This window comes from Hymenobacter sp. 15J16-1T3B (assembly GCF_020711235.1).
GTDB lineage: Bacteria > Bacteroidota > Bacteroidia > Cytophagales > Hymenobacteraceae > Solirubrum.
Genome location: NZ_JAJFAV010000004.1, coordinates 127,377 through 148,683, shown reverse-complemented (window position 1 = coordinate 148,683; position 21,307 = coordinate 127,377). Strand labels below are relative to the sequence as shown.

The window sequence follows — 21,307 nt, the reverse complement described above, 5'->3', positions numbered from 1 at the left end:
GCGGCGAAGATGGGCATTTGTGCCGTTTCTTTGCGCCGGGCCGGTTCTGCGCCACTTCGGGCAAGTCCAGGCTCATCCCACTTAACCCCTCTGTCCCCATGCGCGTAGTCGTGCAGCGCGTCGCGGAAGCTTCGGTAACCGTCGACGGCGCCCTCACCGGCCAGATTGGCCCGGGCCTGCTGGTCCTGGCCGGCTTCACCCACACCGATACCGCCGCCGAACTGGACTGGATGGCCCGCAAGCTGGTGCAGCTGCGCATCTTCAGCGACGCCGACGACAAAATGAACCTCTCGGTGCAGGATGTGGGCGGCGAGGTGCTGGTGGTCAGCCAGTTTACCCTGCTCGCCGACGCCCGCAAAGGCACCCGCCCCAGCTACATCCAGGCGGCCCCGCCCCCGGTGGCCATTCCGCTCTACGAAGAATTTGTGCGCCAGCTCGAAGCCCTGCTGGGTCGCCCCGTGGCCACCGGCCGCTTCGGCGCCGACATGAAGGTGCGCCTGCTCAACGACGGCCCCGTGACCATCGTGCTCGACCGGGAAGCCACCGCAGTTTAGGAGTTGACGAGGGGGAGTTTGGGAGGTATTCGTTGCCGACCTTCCAGCCCCGCATGCTCTCAATCCTTACCCTCATCCCCTCTTAAACTTCTACATGACTCTAGAAGAAGCCCAGCAAACCGTCGACCAGTGGATCAAGACCACCGGCGTGCGGTATTTCAACGAACTGACCAACATGGCCATGCTCACCGAGGAAGTCGGCGAGGTGGCCCGCATCATTGCCCGCCAGTACGGCGAGCAGTCCTTCAAGCCCTCCGACCGCGACAAAGTGCTGGCCGATGAACTGGCCGACGTACTTTTCGTGGTCATCTGCCTGGCCAACCAGACCGGCGTCGACCTGACCGAGGCCCTGCAGCGCAACCTGGAGAAGAAAACCCAGCGCGACGCCGACCGCCACCGCCAGAACGAGAAGCTGCAGTAGCGCCTGCGCCCCCTACACCCGCTTGCAAAGCGGAAAAAGCACGGCCGTCATGCCCGAAGTCCAGCTCGGGAATGACGGCCGTGCCTGTACGGGCAGCCCCCGTCATAACCTGTTTAGCTACTCACCCGCCAGCACCAGCCGATCCTCCTGCCACACGGGCAGCGTGCCGGGGTACTCGTCGAGGCGCAGGCAGAACTCGAAATCCTTGTGGGCTTCGAGGTGGTTGAGCCGGCGCACGTGCGCGGACTGTAGCAGGTAGCCCGGCAGATCGGCCTTGGCTTGCTGCCAGAGGTGCAGCGCCGCTAGGGTCGCGTCCGAGCTGCGCACGTCGAACGTGTCGGCCAGGCGCTCGGCCAGGGCTCCGCCGAAAACGGTGTCTTCGAGGCAGAACTGGCCCTTCCAGCCGGCGCACACCACCAGCACGTCTTTTTGCTGCCGGCGGGCAAAGTCGGCTACGGCCTGCAGGTTTAGAAAGGCGCCGATGACCACGGCGTCGGCCGCCAGGGAGCGGCGCAGCGCCTGGGTGCCGTTGGTGGTGCTGATGGCCACGGCCCGGCCCCGGGTCGGGAGCTTGCCGTCGAGGTAGCCGAAGGGCGAGTTGCCGAGGTCGAAGCCGTCGGCCTGCACGCCGTTGCGCTCGGCCGCCGTCAGGCAGCCCTGCTGCTGGCCCAGCGCCGCGCATTCGTCCAGCTCGGCCACCGCAAATACGTGCGTCACACCGTTGGCCAGGGCCGTGACGATGCTGGAGGTGGCCCGCAGAATATCCACGATGACGGCCACGCGGCCTTCGAGCTGGTAGAGCGGCAGCAGCTCCGGGGAGAAGCAGATGTCGATTGAGGGCATGATTGGTGGTTGATGAACGGAGAAAAAACAGAACGTCATTCCGAGCTGGTCGAGGAATCCCGCGTGTTTAGTCCGATAGCATTCTTCTCGTTGGACGATGATTTTACTATCCGGCATCAGCACGCAAGATTCCTCGACCAGCTCGGAATGACGTTCAGGTTGGTCATTCAGCGCGAAGCACGCGAGATTCTTCGGCTGCGCTCGGAATGACGTTCTGGGAAAATCCTGCCTATTCCTCCGTGCCTTTCACGAAGGGCAGCTTGGTGACGGTGGCGGGCAGGTTTTTGCCGCGTACCTGCACGAACACCTTGCTGCCGGGCTTGCTCAACTCGGTTTTCACGTAGCCCAGGCCGATGCCCTTGCTCAGGCTCGGCGACTGGGTACCCGACGTCACTTCGCCCACCGGGTTGCCGTCCTCGTCCACCAGCTCGTAGTGGGCGCGCGGAATGCCGGGGCCGTCCATCAGGAAGCCCACCAGCTTGCGGTCCACGCCCTGTTCCTTCTGCTTGGCCAGCTCTTGGCTGTTAACGAAGTCCTTGGTGAACTTGGTAATCCAGCCCAAGCCGCCTTCCAGCGGCGAGGTGGTGTCGTCGATGTCGTTGCCGTAGAGGCAGAAGCCCATTTCCAGGCGCAGCGTGTCGCGCGCGCCCAGGCCGATGGGCTTCAGGCCGAAGGGCTTGCCGGCTTCCAGAATCTTGTTCCAGATGTCCACGGCCGCCTCGTTCGGAATGTAGAGCTCGAAGCCGCCCGCGCCGGTGTAGCCGGTGGCCGAGATGATGACGTTCGGGTGCCCGGCAAAGGTGCCCTGCACGAAGGAGTAGTACGGAATGGTCTTCAGGTCCACGTCGGTCAGGCCCTGCAGCGCGTCGGCGGCTTTGGGGCCCTGCACGGCGAAGAGGCTGGTCTGGTCCGAAATATTCTCCATTTCGGCCCCGTATTCGGCGTTGTACTTCTGAATCCAGTTCCAGTCCTTCTCGATGTTGGAGGCGTTGACGACGAGCATGTAGTCCTCGTCGGCCAGCTTGTACACCAGCAAGTCATCCACGATGCCGCCCTGCTCGTTGGGCAGGCAGGAGTACTGGGCTTTGCCGTCGGCCAGCTTGCTCGCGTCGTTGCTGGTCACGTGCTGAATCAGGTCCAAGGCCCGGGGGCCGCGCACCCGAAACTCGCCCATGTGCGACACGTCGAAGATGCCCACGGCCCGGCGCACGGTGTGGTGCTCGTCGAGGTCGGAGGAGTAGCGCACGGGCATGTTGTAGCCGGCGAAGGGCACCATCTTGGCGCCGAGTTGCTGGTGCACGTCGTTCAGCACAACGGTCTTCAGGTCGCTCATGGGGGCGGGACTTGGGGTTCGGGGAGTGGGAATAGGCCGGCGGCCGGCGGCGCAAAAGTAGGCTATATCCGCCACGCCCGGCCCACCCCCGCCGCGAAAACCCTTCGCAGCGCTTGGGGCCTCGTTCGCACAGCCCAGGGGGCCGTTGGCATGGCTAGGGCCCGCCCAAGCCGCTCCGCTGCACAATTTTACCGGTCAGTCCTGCAGAACCTCCGGCCGGCTAATCGGGTATAGTTTACACGCCCGGTTGGTGGCCGCACACCAATACCGGCGATATGTATTCGATGGATGAAGACCTCAAACGGGAGTTCGACGCTGCCCGGCTAAAGCATATTCTCTTTAAAGCGCGCCTGCGCTCCTTTCTCTACGGCGCCGACGGCGAGGAAGGCCCCGTGCGCGACCCGGACGAATGCTCCCTAGGCCACTGGATTCGCGACGTAGCCTTGGCCCGCTTCGGCCACTACCTCGAAGCCCAGCAACTCGACCAGCTGCACCGCCGCGTGCACGAAGAAGCCAACCGCCTGATGGACCTGCACCAAGCCGGCCACGCCGACGAGGCCCTGCGCGGGCTGCGCGCCACCAACCCGCTGACCGACGAAGTGCTGCGCCTCTTGAATACTCTTGAGCATAAGTTGCGTAAAGAGGCCCGCTAGCGTCCGGCGCGGCCCTCTTGCATGAAGCTCAAGCTTTCCACCCGTCTGTTTATCGGTTTCCTGGCCATTGCCATGCTGTTCGTGATGGTCGGCATTGTCAATTACCAGTTGTCGCGGCAGGTGCTGCGCAATTCCGAGCGCATCGCGCACTCGCAAAACCGCACGGCCCAGGCCACGCGCATGCTCGGCAGCATCGTCGACATGGAATCCGGCTTCCGCGGCTACCTGCTCGTGGGCAACGAAGGCCTCCTCGAGTCTTACTACACCGGCGAGCGGCAGCTGCTGGGCTCGTTTACCTCGTTGCGCGACGAGTTCGGGCTCGATGACCCGCAGCGCGCCCGCATGGTGCGCGCCCAGGCGCTGTACGAGCGGTGGGCGGCCTACTCGCACCTGCTGATTGCCGAGAAGCGGGCCGCCCGCCAGCGCAACGCCCGCCAGGAAGGCGTCGACGGCATGGAGCACCGCGCGCTGGTGGAAGACGGCACCGGCAAGCAGCTCATGGACCAGATCCGGGTTATCTTCCGCGGCTTCGACCGCGACGAGCTGGCCACCCGCGACAAGCAACGCGCCAAGCTGGCGGCCAGCATTCAGCAGACGCGGGTGCTGTCGGTGGTGCTCACCTTGCTGGCCCTGGTGCTCGGGCTGATCGGGGCCGGGCTGCTGGCGCGGCTGCTCTCACGGCGCATCAACGGCATGGTGCAGCTGGCCACCCGCATTGCCCGCGGCGAGTACCACGTGCGTCTCACCGACGATGCCCACGACGAGTTGAGCGAGCTGGCCACGTCGCTCAATTCCATGGCCGGCACCATCGAGTCGACCATCGGGCAGTTGGAGCGCCGCAACCAGGAGCTGGATCAGTTTGCCTACGTCGTTTCGCACGACTTGAAAGCCCCGCTGCGCGGCATCGAAAGCGCCTCGCGCTGGATCGAGGAAGACATGGACGAAACCCTGCCCGAGCACATCCGGGAGTTTCTCTTGCTAATGCGCACCCGCACCCACCGCATGGAAAACCTCATCAGCGGCATTCTGGAGCTGGCGCGCATCGGGCGGGTGCAGCAGCAGCAGGAGCGCGTAAACGTGCGCGAGTTGCTTACCGAAATTATCGACTCGTTGGCCCCTCCCGAAGGCTTCCACGTGACCTTGCCACCCTACTTGCCGGTACTCACTGCCTCGCGGGTGGAGCTGCAGCAAGTGTTCAGCAACCTGATCAGCAACGCGCTGAAGTACCACCACGACCCGGCCCACGGCCTTGTGCGCATCGGCCTGCGCGAAACCACCGAGGAGTACACCTTCACCATTGCCGACAACGGCCCCGGCATTGCGCCGGAGTACCACGAGCGGGTGTTCGTGCTGTTTCAGACGCTGACCGAGCGCGACACGCTGGAAAGTACGGGCGTGGGCTTGGCCATCGTCAAAAAAATTGTGGAGCGCCACGGCGGCGTTATCCGGCTGGAATCCAGCGAGGGGGCGGGCTCCACGTTCACGTTTACCTGGCCCAAAACCACGGCCCGGGTGGCACCGGCCACCGCCACCCGCCCGGCCGGAATCAGCCATTAGCGCTGCTTTGCCGTATAGCCCAGGACCGGCGGTGCCTCACCTGCACCCGGTGCCGGGCGTTTTTCAGCCGCTTACCCCATGTCTACCGATTCCGCTCCAGCCAGCATTCTGCTCGTCGAAGACGACCAGATGGACATCATGAACGTGCAGCGCGAGCTACGCAAGCACAGCATTACCGTACCGCTCTACGTGGCCCGCAACGGCCGTGAAGCCCTGGCGCTGCTGCGCGGCGAGGGCGACCGGGACCAGATTCCCAAGCCCAGCGTGGTGATGCTCGACATCAACATGCCCCGCATGAACGGCCTGGAGCTGCTCGAAGTCCTGCGCTCCGACCCCGAGTTTGTGGGCCTGAACGTGTTCATCATGACCACTTCCGACCTCGAATCGGACCGCCTCAAGGCCCGCGACTTAGCTGTGAGCGGCTACATCATCAAACCCCTGAACTTCGACAAGTTCGGCGAGGGCGGCTCCACCGTCGACGGCTTTAGCCTCTTTCTCGACCTGCTGCGCCTCAAGGAGCAGACGCAACGGTGAGGTTGTTTTTCCAATTTTCACCCAACAAAAAGGCCTTGGCAGTGTTGCCAAGGCCTTTTTGTTGGGTGAAGCGGAGGTCTTCACCTTTCACCATTTCACCTTAGTCAAAGCAGCCGGAAGCCCATGCGGTGGTGGGGCGTGGGGCCGTGGGCGCGAATGGCGGCGCGGTGCAGCCCGGTGGGGTAGCCGGCGTTTTGCTCCCAGCCGTACTGCGGAAATTCGGCGGCCAGCTCGCGCATCCGCTCGTCGCGGAAGGTTTTGGCCAGCACCGAGGCGGCGGCAATGTTCTGGTACTTCCCGTCGCCCTTGATGATGCAGCTGTGCTCGATGCCGGGATAGGCCCGGAACCGGTTGCCGTCGACGGCCAGGTGCGTGGGCTGCAGGCCGAGCTGGGCCACGGCGCGGTGCATGGCCAGGTAGCTGGCCTGGGCAATGTTGATGCTGGCAATTTCGTCGGGTGAGGCTTCGGCCACGGCCCAGGCCAGCGCCTCGCGGCAGATGATGTCGCGTAGCTGCTCGCGGCGCTTGGCGCTCAGCAGCTTGGAATCGGTGAGGCCGGGGGCCTGAAAATCGGGCGGCAGCACCACGGCGGCGGCAAACACGGGCCCGGCCAGGCAGCCGCGGCCGGCTTCGTCGAGGCCGGCTTCGTGGAGCTGGGCGGTAAGGGAAACGGGCAGCATAACGGGCGCAAAAATAGCCAGTAGCCGGCTGTGAGGCGGCACACCGGCTCGTTAGGGCGCAAAAAAGTACCGCCCGCCGGGGTGTCTGATGTCCCGGCGGGCGGTACCGCAGATAGGCATGAAAGGAGGTGCCTATATCCTGGCCGGCGCTTAGTGGCGGCCGGCGGTGCTGCCAGTTATATCGGGCGATTCGCCGCGGCGCAGGCCCTGGCTGTCGCGCGGGCCTTCGTCCAGCTCCCCGTCTTCGTCGGTGCTGATGTATTCGTTGGTGAGGGGGCCGAGGCCGCCGGTCTGCTGCTGCAGCTCCGACTCGGCTTGGGCGTGTTTCAGGTTAAAAAGCGGGTCGCCGATGGCGCCGTTGGAGTTTTGGTTGGCGGAGTTTTTTTGCGAATTGGCCATAGTAGTGCGGACGGCTGGCCGGAATGTCGGCGACCAGCTTAGTTGGAAGTTACGGCTTTAGCTCATATCAAGTTAACTCTATGTTACCCCGGTGCCGGATTTTTTTCAGGCACGGCACCGGCTGCCGCCCGCCCCCTACTGACCGCGCACCACCCGCCACCAGCAGTGCCCAAACGCCCGTAGCTTTGCTTGCAGACTTCAACGCCCCGCGCATGTACCCGGCTCCCGACGAAACCCACAACCCCTGGCAGACCCTCAGCTCGGAAATCAAGTACCAGAACCCCTGGATCAGCGTGCGCGAAGACCAGGTCATCAACCCCAAAGGCGGCCGCGGCATCTACGGGGTGGTGACGATGAAAAACAAGGCCCTGGGCATCGTCCCCATCGACGCCGAGGGCAATACCTGGCTGGTGGGCCAGTACCGCTACCCGCTCAACGAGTACTGCTGGGAAATTCCGATGGGCGGCGGCCCGGTGGAGCTGGATATTCTGGAATCGGCCCAGCGGGAGCTGCGCGAGGAAACCGGCCTGACCGCCCGGCGCTGGACCAACATTGCCCGCCTGCACCCCTCCAACTCCGTCACCGACGAGGAAGGCTTTGTGTTCCTGGCCGAAGACCTGGAGCAAGGTGAGATGGAGCACGAGGAAACCGAGGAGCTGCACCTCTGGAAACTACCCTTTAAGCAAGCCGTGCAGATGGTCATGGACAACCGCATCACCGACGCCATCAGCGTGGCCGGCCTGCTGAAAGCCGCCCTGGTGCTGAGCCAGCGCTGAGGCCGGGCACCTGCGGCGCCAAAGCGGGCGGGTTCAGCTGGTTTTCACCGTTGCCGCCGTTGCTTGCGGCCCGTTCACCTGTCCCCTAACTATTACCTTTGCAGGTATGCGTCGGCTGTTGCGTTTTATTGGTCACCGCCTATACACTACTTGGGCAACGTTTTGGTTCGTCTTTCCCTTCGTGGTGACGTACCCCCTGCAGGTGTTGCTCTCGCGCCAGCCGCGCTGGCACCGCTACTTGCACGCGCTCAACCGCTGGTGGTCCATTCTCTTCATCCGCATGTGGGGCATGCCCGTGTCGGTGGAAATTCGCGGGCAGGTGCCGGCCGGGCAGCCGGTGGTGTACGTGCCCAACCACAGCTCCTACATCGACATTCCGCTCCTGTTCAAGGCCATTCCGGGCCATTTGAACATCATGGGCAAAAGCTCCCTGGCCAAAACCCCGCTCTGGGGCCCGATTTTCGGCCGCGTCTACATCACCGTCGACCGCAGCAGCGCCGTGAGCCGGGGCCGCTCCTTCGTGCAGGCCCGCCAGACACTGCAGCAAGGCCGCTCGGTGGTGATTTTTCCCGAAGGCGCCATTGCCGCTAAGCCCGCCGAGGAGCTGATGCCCTTCAAAGACGGGCCGTTTCAGCTGGCCGTGGCCGCCGGCGTGCCGCTGGTGCCCGTCACCATGCCCTACAATCACCGCTTCATGCCCGACGTGAAGGGCCTGCGCGTGCGCTACTCCAAGCTGCGCATCGTCATCCACGAGCCCATTCCCACCTTGGGCCTCACCGCGGCCGACATTCCGGCACTAAAGGAGCGCGTGGCGCGTATTATTGCCAGCGAATTCGACCCGGCGGCGGCCGGCATCCCGCCCGCCAGCACCCTGCGCGCCGAGCCGCGGCCCGAAGCCGAAGCGGCCGTGCAGGCCTAGCCGGGCCGCCTTTCTTTTCCTCCGAACTTAATTTCTGCCCCTGCAGTGAGCACCGACCTGAATACCCTGCGCCAACTGGCCCACCTTTCTCGCCTCGAATTCAACGAGGGCAACGAGCAGAAAATGCTCGCCGACCTCAACGAAATCCTCAACTGGGTCGACCAGCTCAACCACCTCGACACCAGCAACGTGGAGCCGCTGGTGCACCTGAGCCACGAGCTGAACGTGATGCGCCCCGACGAGCCGCGCAATACCGTGAGCCACGCCGACGGGCTGAAAAACGCCCCGCGCAAGGACTCCGATTACTTCCGCGTACCTAAAGTTCTGGAATAAGCGCGTGCAGGCACCTACCCCGGCCGGCCCTACGGCCGGCCGCTTTCTTCTCTGGGCCCTCGGCGCCGTGCTGGCGCTGACGCTAGGCCTGACCGTGTACGCCTACTTCAGCGGCGACGACCACACCCTGCCCGTGGGCACAGTAGCCCAGCTGGCCCCGGTGCCCGTGACGGTGGCGCAAGTCCCCGCCGGCGCCGATAGCCTCGCCCTGCAGGCCAACGGCTACGCCGTGACGCAGACCTACGACGTGGCCGGCCCCCTGCTCTGGCCCGATGCGGCGGCGGCCTGGTGCGCGGTGCTGGGCCTGAGCCTAGTGGTGTGGCTGGCCGTCATCAGCCAGCAAGCCCGCTTGGCCTTCGTGGCCGGCGCCGTGCCCGTCATCTTCCTGCTGATGTCCCTGAACCTCGATGCGCTGGGCGTATTCGGGGAGCAGCACCAGTACTTTCTGATGCTGACGCTGGCCACCTTGCTGCTACCGGCCTTTTTGCTACACGCTTTCTTCGAGCGCGTGGGCCTGGGCTGGCGGCTGCTGCTCTTCGCCGGGCTCGTAGCCGCCCTGGCGGCGCTGCTGCTCACCAAGTCTACGCAGCCGGCGGCCTACGTGGTGCTGCATCTGGCGGCTTTCGGCACGCCAGCGGGTTCGGTCGTGGTCGTGCTGCTGAGCCTCTGGGTAGGCGTCGAGCTGGTGTACGGGCTGCTGTGGTTCAACACCCAGGGCGCCACGCCCCGCGGGCGTTTCGGCCTGATGCCCTTCGTGCTGTCAAGCGTACTGCTGCTGGGCATTCTGCTGCTTTATTACTGGAATGATGGCCAGCTGGCCGTGCTGCCGGGCATTCACCTGGAGCCGTACGTGCTGTTGCTGCTGGCCGCCGTGGTGGGCTGGTGGAGCCTGCCGCGCCGCCTGCCGACCTACCAAGCTTGGCTGCCGCTGCGCGCGGCGGCGCCGCTGTACTTGGTGCTGACGCTGCTGGCCACCGCCGCCGTGGGCTACGCCGCGGCCACGGCCAACGAGCCGTTGCTGCAAGCCGGCCGCGAAGCTGTCAACCTGATCTTGCTTGGCCTGAGTACGGCTTTTTTCCTCTACGTGCTGCTGAACTTCGGGCCGCTAATCCGGCAGAAGCTGCAGGTGCACCGCGTGGCGTTCGACCCGCGCCGGGTGCCGTTTTTCGCCGTGTACCTGCTCGGAGCGGGCATCGTGGCAGCTGTACTCATGCGCAACGGCTTCGACCTGCTGAGCCGCGCCCGCAGCGGCGAATACATCCAGCTCGGCGACCTGACGCGCTACCAGAGCGAGCAGCAACCCGACAACTTCTACCTCGCCGCCCTGGCCGAGCGGTATTACGCCGAAGCCGACCAGCTCGACCCGCGCAACGCCCGCGCCGCCTTTGGGCGGGCCGCGCTCTACCAAGCCCGGGCCCAGCGCCAGAACGAAATCAACATCCTGCGCACCACGCTGCTGCGCGAGCCGAACGAAAAGGCGTTTTTGCGCCTTGGGGCACGTTTCGATCAGCCCACCGACTTTTTCGACCGGCAGCAGATTCTGCGACAGGCGCTGCGGGAGCTGCCCGCCCGCCCGCGGCTCAATGCCGAAATGGCCCAGCTCTACACCCGCTCGGCCCTTACCGACTCGGTGCAGTATTACCTGCGCCGCAGCCTCGCCGCCGATGCCGACAACCCTGTGGCGCGCACCAATTGGCTGGCTTTTCTGCTCAAAAATGGGCAGTTGAGTGCCGCCCGCGCCGCCGCCGCGGAGGCCGCTCAGCCCACTTGGCCCGCCTGGCAAAACAACGCCTGGCTGCTACAGTTGCTGCAGGGCCAGTTTCAGCCCGTGGCCGCCGCCCGCCCCGCCGTCGACTCAGCCCTGACGGTGGCGCAGTTTGCCCAGCTCTACCACGTGGGCCTGGCTCAGGCCGCCCGCCGCGACACCGCCCTGCTGCCGCTGCTGGAGAGCCTGCAGCAAGTGCGCAGCAACGAGAATTTCCACGACCAGCTGGCTTTTCTGCACGGCCTGCAGCTGCTGCGCGCCGGTCGCCCCTCCGCCGGCTTCGATCAGCTCGAAGCGCTGGCGACCGGCACGGCGGAAGGCTACTACCAGCAAGTCCTGGGCACCTACCTGCTCGAACGCGGCCTCTTTCCGGCGGCGGCGGCTCGCCTTTCGCGGGCCGAACAGGCGGGCAACCCGGCCGCCGCACTGCCCGCCACCTACGCGTGGTACTGGGCCGGCCGCCCCGATTCGGCGCAGCAACTGGCTACCCGCGCCGTCCGGGCCCGGCCCCAGGCCGCCACTGGCTTGCAGCGCCTGCTGAGCGGCGCCGTGCCGCCCCCCGCCGCGCAGGCCCGACCGCTGGCCGCGGCTTACAGCGCCGTGGCGCAGCTGGCGCAAAAAGACTCCAAAGCCGCGGCAGCCCAGTACCAGCGCCTCGCCCAAGCCGACCCCTTCGACGAAACCGGCACCGTGCAGGCGGCCGCGTTTTTCACCCAAAGCCAGGACCCGCTGACGGCTTACGAGCTTACGCGGCGGGCGCTGTCCTACAATCCCACGTCGGTGCCATTGCTGAAAAGCTTTGTTTTTGCCGCTGCTGACGCCGGATTGGAAGAATATGCGGCGGAAGCAGAGCAAAAGCTTTCCAGGTTGCTTTCATCTCCGGAATATTCTATATTTCGTAGCCAATACGAAAAACGGCGCGTCATCCACCAGGCCGCCGCAGCACCCTGGAACTAACCCCAACCCATCATGCTGCCGCCTGTCATTCAAACCTCTCACATTTCCAAGGTGTACCGGATGGGCACCGAGGAAATCCACGCCCTGCGTTCGGTCACCATTAGCATCAAGCGCGGCGAGTACGTGGCCTTCATGGGCCCGTCCGGGTCGGGCAAATCCACGCTGATGAACATCGTCGGTTGCCTCGACACGCCCAGCACCGGTCAGTACATTCTGAACGGCAAGGACGTGAGCCGCATGACCGACAACCAGCTTGCCGACGTGCGCAACAAGGAAATCGGTTTCGTTTTCCAAACCTTCAACCTGCTGCCCCGCGCCACGGCCCTCGACAACGTTGCCCTTCCGCTGATTTACGCCGGCTATTCCAAGTCGGAGCGCGAGGAGCTGGCCATGGAATCCTTGCGCTCCGTGGGCCTGCACGACCGCGCCAAGCACAAGCCCAATGAACTGTCGGGCGGGCAGCGCCAGCGCGTGGCCATTGCCCGCGCCCTCGTCAACAACCCCAGCGTGCTGCTGGCCGACGAACCCACCGGCGCCCTCGACTCCAAGACCAGCTACGAAATCATGGAGCTGTTTGAGGCCCTGTACGCCAAAGGCAATACCATCATCATGGTAACCCACGAAGAAGATATTGCCCGCTACGCCCACCGTATCGTGCGTCTGCGCGACGGTGAAATTGAAACCGACCAGCCCAACCACGATGTGCGCGCCCACCAGAGCGTTGTGCATTCGTAAAGCCAGGATTCTATTCCATAGCCCTTGACATCCAAGAACCTGCCCCGGCTAGTAGCCGGGGCATTTCTTTTCCCGTAACTTTCGGTGACCCGGCTTTCTTACGAACGGCCGTTCGCCTTTTTATCTTTCTCCGTTTCTGCCCGTTTCCGTGAAGATTTACACCCGCACCGGCGACCAAGGCCTGACCTCGCTGATCGGCGGCACCCGCGTGCCCAAATCCAGTCACCGCATCGAAGCCTATGGCACCGTCGACGAGCTGAACTCTTGGGTGGGCCTGGTACGCGACCAAGACGTGAACCTCCCCCACCGCACCCTGCTCAAGCACGTGCAGGACCGCCTCTTCACCATCGGCGCCACGCTGGCCTCCGACCCCGAACGCTCCCGCATGCAATTGCCCGATCTGCTCGACTCGGACGTGCTGGAGCTGGAGCAGGAAATGGACCGCCTCAACGAGGTGCTACCCGAGCTGCGCCACTTTATCCTGCCCGGCGGCCACCCGGCCGTGTCGCACGCGCACGTGGCCCGTTGCGTGTGCCGCCGCGCCGAGCGCCTAGCCATTGCCCTGCGCGAAGACTCCTTTGTTCCGGACTTAGTCATCCAGTACTTGAACCGGCTTTCCGATTATCTGTTTGTACTGGCGCGCTGGATGGCCCACGCCCTCGGCGCCGAAGAAGTAACCTGGCAACCCCGCCAAAAAGCGTAGCTTCTGCTACCCACTCCGTCTGTTTCCGCCCTTTTTTCTGCATTCCCCTCTTTTCCTTCCCCACTTTCATGCTTGACACGCTGACGATTCGTACGCAGCGCACCACGGCCTCGCGCCTGGGTGAGCTTGACCCGGCCAACATCGAATTTGGCAAAACCTTCGCCGACCACATGTTCGTCGTCGACTACGCCAACGGCGAATGGCAGGAGCCCCAGATTGTGCCCTTCGGCGACATGGCCGTGAGCCCCGCCAACTCGGCGCTGCACTACGGCCAGTCCATTTTCGAAGGCATGAAAGCCTACCGGACCGTTTCGGGCGGGGTGCAGCTGTTCCGTCCCCTGGACAATTGCCGCCGCCTGAACCTCTCGGCCGTGCGCATGTGCATGCCCGAAATTCCGGAGGAGCTGTTTATGCAGGGCCTCACGCAGCTCGTCCGCCTCGATTCCGACTGGGTGCCGTCCCAGGACGGCTACTCGCTCTACATCCGCCCCTTCATGTTCGCCACCGACGGCTTGCTGGGCGTGCGGCCCTCGGACACTTACCGCTTTGTTATTATCACCTGCCCGGCCGGCGCCTTCTACAACAAGCCCATCCGCGTACGTTTCGAGGAGAAATACGTGCGCTCGGCCGAGGGTGGAGCCGGCTTCGCTAAGAATGCTGGTAACTACGGCGCGGCTATGTACCCCACCAAGCTGGCCCAGCAGGACGGTTACAACCAACTCATCTGGACCGATGCCTCCGAACACCGCTACGTGGAAGAATCGGGCACGATGAACGCCATTTTCGTCATCGACGGCCGCGTCGTCACTCCCGCCACCAGCAGCTCCATCCTCGACGGCATTACCCGCAAGAGCGTGCTGCAACTGGCCCGCGACTGGGGCATGCCGGTAGAAGAGCGCAAAGTATCGGTGCACGAAATCGTGGAAGCCGCCCAGAACGGCACCTTGCAGGAAGCTTTCGGCGTGGGCACGGCCGCTACCATTGCCTCCATTGCCGTCATCGGTTTCGAAGGCACCGATTACTCCCTGCCGGCCCTGACCGACGCGGCATTCTCGCGCCGCGTGGGCAAAACCCTCGATGCCATCCGTGCGGGCCAAGCGCCCGATCCGCACGGCTGGATGGTGCGCGTGTAAGCCTGCCTTAGCAGTACGCAACCGCCCGTTGCTGGCCATTTCCCGGTCGGCAGCGGGCGGCTTTGTTTATCAGGCTACCTTTGCCTGCATTCCGCTGCCGCGTCGGCAGCCCGGGCCGTTTCTACGCCCGTATTTCTCACCCCGCTACCCTTTCCGAGCAGACCCCGATGACTGCAGAACAAGTGAAAGACCTGAGAGGCCGCGTGGAGGCCTTAAGGAGGTACCTTTGACTACGACAACCGCAAAGCCCAAGTAACCAGCCTGGAGCAGCAAAGCCAATCGGCCGACTTCTGGGACGACTCCAAGAAAGCCGAGGCGACGCTGAAGGAGCTGAAAGGCATCAAGGTGTGGACCGACGACTACGAAGCCGCCGAGAAAACCCTTGACGACCTCGACGTGCTCTTCGACTTCTACAAGGAAGGCGAAGTGCCGGAGGCCGAAATGCGCGCCGAATACGACAAAGCCGTGCAGACGGTGGAGCAGTTGGAGTTTAAGCGCATGCTCTCCAACGAGGAAGACCAATTGTCGGCCATCCTCGAAATCAACCCCGGCGCGGGCGGCACCGAAAGCCAGGACTGGGCCGAGATGCTCATGCGCATGTACATCATGTGGGGCGAAAAGCACGGCTTCACCGTGCGCGAAGTCAATTACCAGCCGGGCGAAGGTGCCGGTATCAAGTCGGCTACGCTCGAAATCGACGGGCAGTTTGCGTACGGCTACCTCAAGAGCGAAATCGGCGTGCACCGCCTTGTGCGCATTTCGCCCTTCGACAGCAGCGGCCGCCGCCACACCTCCTTCGCGTCGGTGTTTGCCTACCCGGTGGTGGATGACAGCATCAACATCACCATCAACCCCGCCGATATCAGCTGGGACACCTTCCGAGCCGGTGGCGCTGGGGGGCAGAACGTGAACAAGGTGGAAACAGCCGTGCGCCTCACGCACGCGCCCTCCGGCATCATCATCGCCGTGCAGATCGAGCGCAGCCAGCTCATGAACAAGGAGCACGCCCTACGCATGCTTAAGTCGCGCCTGTACCAGATTGAAATGGACAAGCGCAACGCGGCCAGGGCGGAGGTAGAGGCCGGCAAGAAGCGCATCGATTTCGGCTCGCAGATCCGCAACTACGTGCTGCACCCGTACAAGCTCATCAAGGACATTCGCACCGGCGTGGAACGCACCGACGTGCAAAACGTGCTGGATGGCGACCTGGACGAGTACATCAAGGCCTGGCTGATGCAAAACTAGCGCAAGCCCACGGCCTCCATTTGCCTGCTTGCTCTTACTGCTCAAATAAAAAGGGCTGCCCAATCGGGCAGCCCTTTTTGCTGGGTGTTTGGACTTAGTTAGTCTTTCACGTCCCAGAAAATCTTCGAGAACTGATCAACGCCAGTCGGGATGTTGGCCTGGTTGGTGTTGATTTCCGTCAGCGGGTACAGCAGACGGGTCGGCAGCTTGTCTGGGCGCGTCGAGATAGACTCTAGCGAAGCCGGAATAGCCGGCAGCCCGGTACGACGGTAGTCGTCCCACGCCTCGGTGCTAGCCACCGAGTTTTCGGCCAGGTACTTCTGGTAGATAATCACCTCTTGCTTACCCAAGGTCCCGGTCGGAGCCAAGTCGTAGTTGACTTTCGGGTTCGTCGTGTTGGCGGCGATGTAGGTGTTGTACTGCGCTACCCCCGCAATGGAAGAGTTCGTGGCCGTTTCGGCAATGGTATTCACCGTTCCGTTAGCCGAGCGGTAGAAGTACATGAACGACGCTTTGATACCGTCTTGGTAGTCGGTCTTCGCAGACGCATCACCGCCCGTGAACAGGCCGCGGGTTTCGGCTTCGGCCTTGTTGAAGAGGTGCTCCGACAGCAGCATCAGCGCGGTCGGGGCATTGGGGCCTTTCAGCAGCCCGCCGCCGTCCAAGAAGAACGAGGCCTTCAACGTAGCCGTGTTGCCTGCCGGGCTACGCTCGCCCAAGTCCGTACCAACGTACTGAGCCGTGCCGTTGCGCAGACCCTGCGCGTACAACTGCGACACGCGCGGGTCGTTGTTGCTGGTGTACTGGGTCAGGATGTAGTTGGTCGGGATTTGGTAGAGCTGCTCCGTCGAAGCGGTACCACCAGCCGTCTTGCCGTAACGGTTGTAGAACGGGTTCTGCTGGTTGGCGCTCTGCGAATAGCCCGGCTGTACCAGTACATCCGTCGTGATAAAGCCATCGGGAGCCGCCTGCAGGGCCGTCATTTCCGTGCGGATAGCAGCGTTCAAGGTAGCGTCGTTCGTCTGCGACTCACGCAGCAGAATACGCAGCTTGAGGCTGTTGGCAAACTTCTTCCACTTGGTCATGTCGCCCCGGAAGACGACGTCTTCAGCGCCGACAGCCGCACCGCCGGTGGCAGCGTTGATGTCGCCCACGGCACCCGTCAGCTGGACGATGAAGTCCTTGTAGATGTCGGCTGCCCGGTCGTAGCTCGGAGTCGTGTTGCCAGCTGCCTTCAGGGCAGTGAAGTAGGGAATATCACCGTACTCATCTACCAGCAGCAGGAAGTTGTACACCTTCATGATGCGGGCAATAGCCGCGTGGTTCGGGTAAGCCGCTGCCTGCTGCTGAATGAGGTTGTAGTCATTCAGGTTGTCGTAGGTCTGGCTCCACAGGTTCTGGTAGTACGACGTGGTGTAGTTGTACGTACGCTCTTCGGCGTAGCCGTTTACTACCCCCGACTTGCCCCAGTAGCCGGCAGCCCAGCTGGCGTAGCTGTTGAAGTTCTGGCCTGCTGCTACCCCACCGTTGTAGTTGGCAGCGGTGGTAACCAGCGCCGAAGCAAGGATTTGATCAGCCGTTGCCGAGGTTGCGCTGTTGGGGTTATCGTTAATGTCGAGAAACTTCTCGCAGCTTGTGGCAGTGCTCAGTAATGCCGCCGCCAGCAGAAATCTGGAAATTATTTTCATGGATGTAGGAGATTAGAAAGTGGCGTTCAACGTCGCTCCGTAGAACTTCGTCGGCGGGGTCTGGAAGTAGCTGTTGATACCCACCGCGTTCGGGTTGGTGGTATTGTTGCTGAATTCCGGATCGGTGTAGATGTTCTCCTTCGGCACCCAGGTGAAGATGTTGCGGCCAAAGAAGTTGACCGACAGACCTTTCACGAAGCCAATGTTGGATACCACCGACGTAGGCAGCGCGTAGCTCAACGACACTTCACGAATCTTGAAGAACTTGCCCGAAGTCACGTAGTTCTCCGAAACGGTCGTGTTGTAAGCGGCGCTCGACCAGAATTCCGAACCGCCCGGGGTCAGCCCCGAAACGTTGGGCACGTAGTTCGTGCCTTCCAGAATAGCCGAGTTGGGGTACACAAAATCCTGACGGCCGTAGGTAACCGTGCGCTGGCCAGCACCCGTGAAGTCCAGGGTTTCGCCGATAGCGTTGTAAATCACGTAGCCGGTACGCAATTCGCCTTGACCCGACAGCGTCAGGCCTTTGTAGTTGACGCTAGCATTGAAGCCGTACTTGTACTTCGGCTGGGTGTTGCCGAACGTTTTGATGTCCGTCGACTTCAGCGGGAAGTAACGGGCCTCGTTCGTGTTGGGGTCCCGGCTGGTAATCATTTTGACCCGGCCGTCATCGGTGCGCTGGTAGTAGCTACCACGCAGGATGGGGTACGGCTGGCCCGGAATGGCGAACAGCGAAGCGCTACCGGCGGCACCGCCGCTGGTCAGCGTCAGCTGCGACAGACCGGGGGGCAGCGAGATTACCTCGTTGTTGTTGTAGTTGAAGTTGCCACCCAGCGTTACCGTCAAACCGTTGTCGGTGCGGATCGGCGTGATGTTCAAGTCCGCTTCTACGCCGCGGTTCTGCACTTCACCGGCGTTGAGCACCAGAGTGCTGTAGCCCGTAGCCGTGGAAATAGACGTGCTGATCGTCTGGTTCGTGCTCTTCTGCGAGTAATAGGTCACTGCACCAGCCACACGGCGCTGCAGGAAGCTCAACTCGATACCGGCTTCTACCGAACGGGTTTCCTCAGGCTTCAGGCCCGGCTGCACCAAGCGGTTGTCCGCCGTAAACGAAGCGTTGGAACCGAAGGGGAAGCCGCTGCCCAGGCTGTACGTCGAGAGCAGGCCGTAAGCACCGCCGCTCTGGTAGATACCGAAATCAGGCACCGTGAGCGGCAGCGTAGCCGGCAGCGGCGAGTTCGGCAGGTTCACTTGGCTCACTTTGGTGACACCACCGCGGATTTTGCCGTAGTCCAGGAACGACAGGTCCTTCAGCACCGGAATGGCGTTGCTGAAGATAAACGAAGCGTCGACGCCCGGGTAGAAGAAGCTCCGGTTGTCCGGGTCCAGCACGGAAATGTTGTCGTTACGACCCGAGGCGTGCAGGTACACGAAGTCCTTGTAGCCCAAGGTCACGTCGCCGTAGAAGGCGTACAGACGGGTTTGGGCGCGACCGTTGAAGCCGATCAGGTTGCCGATGCGGTTGTCCAGGTTGAACAGGTCCGGCTTGGCCAGCGCCGTGGAAGCGCCAAAGTTGAAGCGGCTGTCCAGCTGCTGAACGTTGTTGCCAACGATGGCCTGCACCGTGATATCACCGAACGTCTTGTCGAAGCTGACGAACAGGTCCGAGTTGATGCGGCTCAGGCTAGCAGCCAGATCCTGCACGTAGCCCGTGGTACCGGCACCCGACTTGTTGGTGTTGTGCGCCTGCTGGTAAGCGTTGTACGTGAACTTGTTCTGCGACGAGAGGCGCTGCTGGTTGGTCGAGGTGATACCCAGGCGGTACTGCACGCGCAGCCAGTCCGTCACCTTGTAGCCCAGATCGATGTTGCCCTGCAGGGTGTTGCGGCGGTCCGTCGTCCGGTAGGTATCAATGATCCAGTACGGGTTGTCGTAGAAGGCGTTGTAGTACCCGTTCGGGTTGGCAAATTCATTGTTGCGCCAATCCTTGTACGAGGTAATGGGAGCCATTACCGTCGTGTTGAGCAGGTTCCAGTAAATCGTGGAGTTACGGTCGGCGTTCGACGTCACGTTAGCGCGCTGTAGCGAATACGAAACGTTAAACCCAGCCGTCAGGCGACCTAGTTCCCGCGAAGCGTTGAAACGGAACGTGTTGCGGTCAAATTTATCCTTGGGGATGATGCCCTTGTTCTGTACGTTCTGGTACGAAGCGTAGAACTTGGTTTTTTCATCACCGCCCGAGAACGACACGCCGTTCTGCATTTGGTAGCCCGTGTTGAAGAACTTTCGACGCTCGTTCGGACGGGCTTCAAAGGAGAGCATCTGTACGTCGCCGTTGGCCAGCCGCTCGCCGAAGGGGCGCACCGAACCGTCGAAACGCGGCCCGTACTGCTGGTTCTCAAAGCCCTGGTACTGGGTGTTGTAGTCCGAGTCCGGGGTATTGTCGGTCGTAAACATCGGGTAAGCCGAGGTGTACGTGTTGGCGCCCGGGCCAAATTCTTTCTGCAAGTCCGGCAAGAAGGACACCGACTCAAACTGCGAGGTCTGGGACAGGGTGATGGTGGGCGTCGTGCTCCCCTTCTTGGTGGTGATGATCAGTGCACCGTTCGACGCCTGCGAGCCGTACAGGGCCGCAGCGTTGGCACCTTTCAAAACCGAAATAGAAGCAATGTCGTCCGGGTTCAAGGCACCCAGCACGTCATTGGTCGAAATAACCCCGTCCACTACGATCAGGGCTTCGTTGTTACCGGTCAAGGAACGCGTACCGCGCAGCGTGATACGCGGCGTGGGGTTTACGCCGGCATTGGTGGTCTGCACCTGCAGGCCCGACACTTTACCGGTCAAGCCGTTGGCGACGTTGGTCACGCGGGCTTGGGTAACTTCTTTGGTGTCGAGCGTAGCGGTGGCGTAACCTACTTGACGCTCTTGGCGCTGAATACCCAGCGCGCCCGTTACTACAACCTCACCGAGCTGCTTGGTGTCGGTTGCCAACGTCACGTTTACAACGGAAGCATTGCCGACCGGGCGCTCAACCGTTACATAACCAATAGACGAAAAGACCAGAGTGGCCGCATCAGCCCCCACATTAAGGGTATAGGAGCCGTCGGCATTGGTCGAGGCGCCGTTAGTTGTACCCTTTACGAGAACTGTCACACCAGGTAGGCCTTGCCCACTGGAAGCATCCAGAACACGACCCGAAATGGACCGGCTCTGCGCTGCTGCTTCGTGCACCACCAAAGGTGCCATCAGCAGCGACGCCGCTAGAAGTTTTTTCATGTTTAAAGAGTGAGTGATGGTGAATGAGTGTCGCCAAATATAAACAAAGTTTGAATTCGCTCTATAAATGGATTCTGGCCAAAAATGCCCTTATGATGCAATAACCTCAAAAAATAACCCCACTCTGTATCAATTCCCCACCTCACTGTAATTGACCTATCGACTAGCGCATTCATAGTTCAGGTCCTTATTGATCAAGAATATACGGGTAAATCAGACTCGTCAATGGCCTTTGTTTAAGTCAATAAATCATTGATAAACAATCTGATTATCTAAGAATAGCCCAATTCGCCCTCTTCCTCCCGCAAATCTGAGTACGCAAAAGCCACTTCCGCTTGCGCAGGCGGCCCGTGCTGATTTAACGGTTCAACCAGTACTTCAACCACCTGCATATGCTGGCTTTGGGGTGCGCATAGCACTGCATTGCAGTCCATAGGCCTCACCTCGCCTTGTCCATCAAATCAGCTCCGCGCAGAGTGCAGGCGAATTTCTGCTCGGTTGAGAACCACCCAACGGCTGTACCCAGGCGGGCGAGCAGCCCAAGGCTGGCGCGACTCCACCTGAACTTTGACGCGGCAGCTGATCAAGCCAGGAGGCGTAATTGCTTAAGGGCCACAGTCCCAACTTCACCAAAATGCCACAAGCAGTGGCCTGCGGGCACGAGAATACCTAGGACCTTGCTAAATAGTGTGGGCACGTTGAGCGTGAACTGTTTATATTAGCACGCCCATTACTTAGCCAATTATCAAAATCTACTTTTACCTATTTATTTATCCATCTTGCGGCTTCATCTTCCTTTGCCC

The 21,307-nt window shown here is 62.1% G+C and carries 19 protein-coding genes; 13 read left to right on the top strand and 6 right to left on the bottom strand.

From position 1 onward, the window contains the following. Positions 1–98: 98 nt before the first annotated feature. The gene (dtd, locus tag LJ737_RS08675) at positions 99–554 is read left to right on the top strand and encodes a D-aminoacyl-tRNA deacylase (protein ID WP_227764716.1); all 456 of its coding nucleotides are present in this window, start codon (positions 99–101) and stop codon (positions 552–554) included. Between the two features lie 94 nt (positions 555–648). Beyond that, entirely contained in the window at positions 649–975 is a 327-nt protein-coding gene (locus tag LJ737_RS08670; RefSeq protein WP_138078317.1) for a nucleotide pyrophosphohydrolase, read from the top strand. A gap of 117 nt (positions 976–1,092) precedes the next feature. Here LJ737_RS08670 and LJ737_RS08665 read toward each other — a convergent pair whose 3' ends face one another. Beyond that, positions 1,093–1,818 carry a 2-phosphosulfolactate phosphatase gene (locus tag LJ737_RS08665; RefSeq protein WP_227764714.1) on the bottom strand — a complete coding sequence of 242 codons (726 nt, stop codon included), beginning with the start codon at positions 1,816–1,818 and terminating at the stop codon, positions 1,093–1,095. A gap of 229 nt (positions 1,819–2,047) precedes the next feature. Then, positions 2,048–3,151 (bottom strand): glycine cleavage system aminomethyltransferase GcvT, encoded by a 1,104-nt coding sequence (gcvT, locus tag LJ737_RS08660; RefSeq protein WP_227764711.1) that lies wholly within the window; start codon positions 3,149–3,151, stop codon positions 2,048–2,050. A 284-nt stretch (positions 3,152–3,435) separates the two neighbouring features. Here gcvT and LJ737_RS08655 point away from each other — a divergent pair, with 284 nt between their 5' ends. The 3 genes from LJ737_RS08655 (at position 3,436) to LJ737_RS08645 (ending at position 5,895) form a co-directional block, all read left to right on the top strand. Then, positions 3,436–3,804 carry a CZB domain-containing protein gene (locus LJ737_RS08655; RefSeq protein WP_227764709.1) on the top strand — a complete coding sequence of 123 codons (369 nt, stop codon included), beginning with the start codon at positions 3,436–3,438 and terminating at the stop codon, positions 3,802–3,804. Positions 3,805–3,825: 21 nt separating this feature from the next. After that, positions 3,826–5,361, top strand: coding sequence for a sensor histidine kinase (locus tag LJ737_RS08650; RefSeq protein ID WP_227764707.1), 1,536 nt, complete (start codon positions 3,826–3,828; stop codon positions 5,359–5,361). Positions 5,362–5,439: 78 nt separating this feature from the next. Next, positions 5,440–5,895, top strand: a complete 456-nt coding sequence (locus tag LJ737_RS08645; protein WP_227764706.1) for a response regulator — start codon at positions 5,440–5,442, stop codon at positions 5,893–5,895. Between the two features lie 104 nt (positions 5,896–5,999). Here the strand turns inward: LJ737_RS08645 and rnhB are convergent, their stop codons facing one another. Continuing rightward, positions 6,000–6,575, bottom strand: a complete 576-nt coding sequence (rnhB, locus tag LJ737_RS08640) for a ribonuclease HII (protein WP_227764704.1) — start codon at positions 6,573–6,575, stop codon at positions 6,000–6,002. Between the two features lie 150 nt (positions 6,576–6,725). After that, positions 6,726–6,974, bottom strand: a complete 249-nt coding sequence (locus LJ737_RS08635) for a hypothetical protein (protein WP_227764702.1) — start codon at positions 6,972–6,974, stop codon at positions 6,726–6,728. 212 nt (positions 6,975–7,186) lie between these two features. On the opposite strand from LJ737_RS08635, the gene LJ737_RS08630 reads away from it, so the two are divergent. The 8 genes from LJ737_RS08630 to prfB all read left to right on the top strand — a co-directional run bounded on the left by LJ737_RS08630 (position 7,187) and on the right by prfB (position 15,540). Beyond that, positions 7,187–7,750: an NUDIX domain-containing protein gene (locus tag LJ737_RS08630; RefSeq protein WP_227765258.1), complete on the top strand. Its 564-nt coding sequence runs from the start codon at positions 7,187–7,189 to the stop codon at positions 7,748–7,750. Positions 7,751–7,934: 184 nt separating this feature from the next. Then, entirely contained in the window at positions 7,935–8,669 is a 735-nt protein-coding gene (locus LJ737_RS08625; protein ID WP_227764700.1) for a lysophospholipid acyltransferase family protein, read from the top strand. A gap of 45 nt (positions 8,670–8,714) precedes the next feature. After that, positions 8,715–9,002 (top strand): Asp-tRNA(Asn)/Glu-tRNA(Gln) amidotransferase subunit GatC, encoded by a 288-nt coding sequence (gene gatC, locus LJ737_RS08620; RefSeq protein ID WP_227764697.1) that lies wholly within the window; start codon positions 8,715–8,717, stop codon positions 9,000–9,002. A gap of 4 nt (positions 9,003–9,006) precedes the next feature. Then, positions 9,007–11,724 carry a hypothetical protein gene (locus LJ737_RS08615; protein ID WP_227764695.1) on the top strand — a complete coding sequence of 906 codons (2,718 nt, stop codon included), beginning with the start codon at positions 9,007–9,009 and terminating at the stop codon, positions 11,722–11,724. Between the two features lie 12 nt (positions 11,725–11,736). Continuing rightward, positions 11,737–12,459: an ABC transporter ATP-binding protein gene (locus tag LJ737_RS08610; RefSeq protein WP_227764693.1), complete on the top strand. Its 723-nt coding sequence runs from the start codon at positions 11,737–11,739 to the stop codon at positions 12,457–12,459. Between the two features lie 148 nt (positions 12,460–12,607). Continuing rightward, the gene (locus tag LJ737_RS08605; protein ID WP_227764691.1) at positions 12,608–13,162 is read left to right on the top strand and encodes a cob(I)yrinic acid a,c-diamide adenosyltransferase; all 555 of its coding nucleotides are present in this window, start codon (positions 12,608–12,610) and stop codon (positions 13,160–13,162) included. 68 nt (positions 13,163–13,230) lie between these two features. Beyond that, a complete protein-coding gene (locus tag LJ737_RS08600; RefSeq protein ID WP_227764690.1) occupies positions 13,231–14,295 on the top strand; it encodes a branched-chain amino acid aminotransferase in 1,065 nt (354 codons plus the stop codon). A 167-nt stretch (positions 14,296–14,462) separates the two neighbouring features. After that, a protein-coding gene (gene prfB, locus LJ737_RS08595; protein WP_227764687.1) for a peptide chain release factor 2 occupies positions 14,463–15,540 on the top strand; the annotation gives its coding sequence in 2 pieces (ribosomal slippage) (positions 14,463–14,513 and positions 14,515–15,540; 1,077 coding nt in all). Positions 15,541–15,638: 98 nt separating this feature from the next. Here the strand turns inward: prfB and LJ737_RS08590 are convergent. Next, on the bottom strand, positions 15,639–17,228 hold the full coding sequence (locus LJ737_RS08590; protein ID WP_227764685.1) for a SusD/RagB family nutrient-binding outer membrane lipoprotein: 1,590 nt from the start codon (positions 17,226–17,228) through the stop codon (positions 15,639–15,641). Between the two features lie 12 nt (positions 17,229–17,240). Next, the gene (locus LJ737_RS08585; protein WP_227765256.1) at positions 17,241–20,474 is read right to left on the bottom strand and encodes a SusC/RagA family TonB-linked outer membrane protein; all 3,234 of its coding nucleotides are present in this window, start codon (positions 20,472–20,474) and stop codon (positions 17,241–17,243) included. Positions 20,475–21,307 lie beyond the last annotated feature (833 nt).

What these genes read in the sequence shown, in the direction of transcription:
- dtd (WP_227764716.1), top strand. Translation starts at nt 99, where the DNA reads ATGCGCGTAGTCGTGCAGCGCGTCGCGGAAGCTTCGGTAACCGTCGAC.
- LJ737_RS08670 (WP_138078317.1), top strand. Translation starts at nt 649, where the DNA reads ATGACTCTAGAAGAAGCCCAGCAAACCGTCGACCAGTGGATCAAGACC.
- LJ737_RS08665 (WP_227764714.1), bottom strand. Translation starts at nt 1,818, where the DNA reads ATGCCCTCAATCGACATCTGCTTCTCCCCGGAGCTGCTGCCGCTCTAC.
- gcvT (WP_227764711.1), bottom strand. Translation starts at nt 3,151, where the DNA reads ATGAGCGACCTGAAGACCGTTGTGCTGAACGACGTGCACCAGCAACTC.
- LJ737_RS08655 (WP_227764709.1), top strand. Translation starts at nt 3,436, where the DNA reads ATGGATGAAGACCTCAAACGGGAGTTCGACGCTGCCCGGCTAAAGCAT.
- LJ737_RS08650 (WP_227764707.1), top strand. Translation starts at nt 3,826, where the DNA reads ATGAAGCTCAAGCTTTCCACCCGTCTGTTTATCGGTTTCCTGGCCATT.
- LJ737_RS08645 (WP_227764706.1), top strand. Translation starts at nt 5,440, where the DNA reads ATGTCTACCGATTCCGCTCCAGCCAGCATTCTGCTCGTCGAAGACGAC.
- rnhB (WP_227764704.1), bottom strand. Translation starts at nt 6,575, where the DNA reads ATGCTGCCCGTTTCCCTTACCGCCCAGCTCCACGAAGCCGGCCTCGAC.
- LJ737_RS08635 (WP_227764702.1), bottom strand. Translation starts at nt 6,974, where the DNA reads ATGGCCAATTCGCAAAAAAACTCCGCCAACCAAAACTCCAACGGCGCC.
- LJ737_RS08630 (WP_227765258.1), top strand. Translation starts at nt 7,187, where the DNA reads ATGTACCCGGCTCCCGACGAAACCCACAACCCCTGGCAGACCCTCAGC.
- LJ737_RS08610 (WP_227764693.1), top strand. Translation starts at nt 11,737, where the DNA reads ATGCTGCCGCCTGTCATTCAAACCTCTCACATTTCCAAGGTGTACCGG.
- LJ737_RS08600 (WP_227764690.1), top strand. Translation starts at nt 13,231, where the DNA reads ATGCTTGACACGCTGACGATTCGTACGCAGCGCACCACGGCCTCGCGC.
- LJ737_RS08590 (WP_227764685.1), bottom strand. Translation starts at nt 17,228, where the DNA reads ATGAAAATAATTTCCAGATTTCTGCTGGCGGCGGCATTACTGAGCACT.
- LJ737_RS08585 (WP_227765256.1), bottom strand. Translation starts at nt 20,474, where the DNA reads ATGGCACCTTTGGTGGTGCACGAAGCAGCAGCGCAGAGCCGGTCCATT.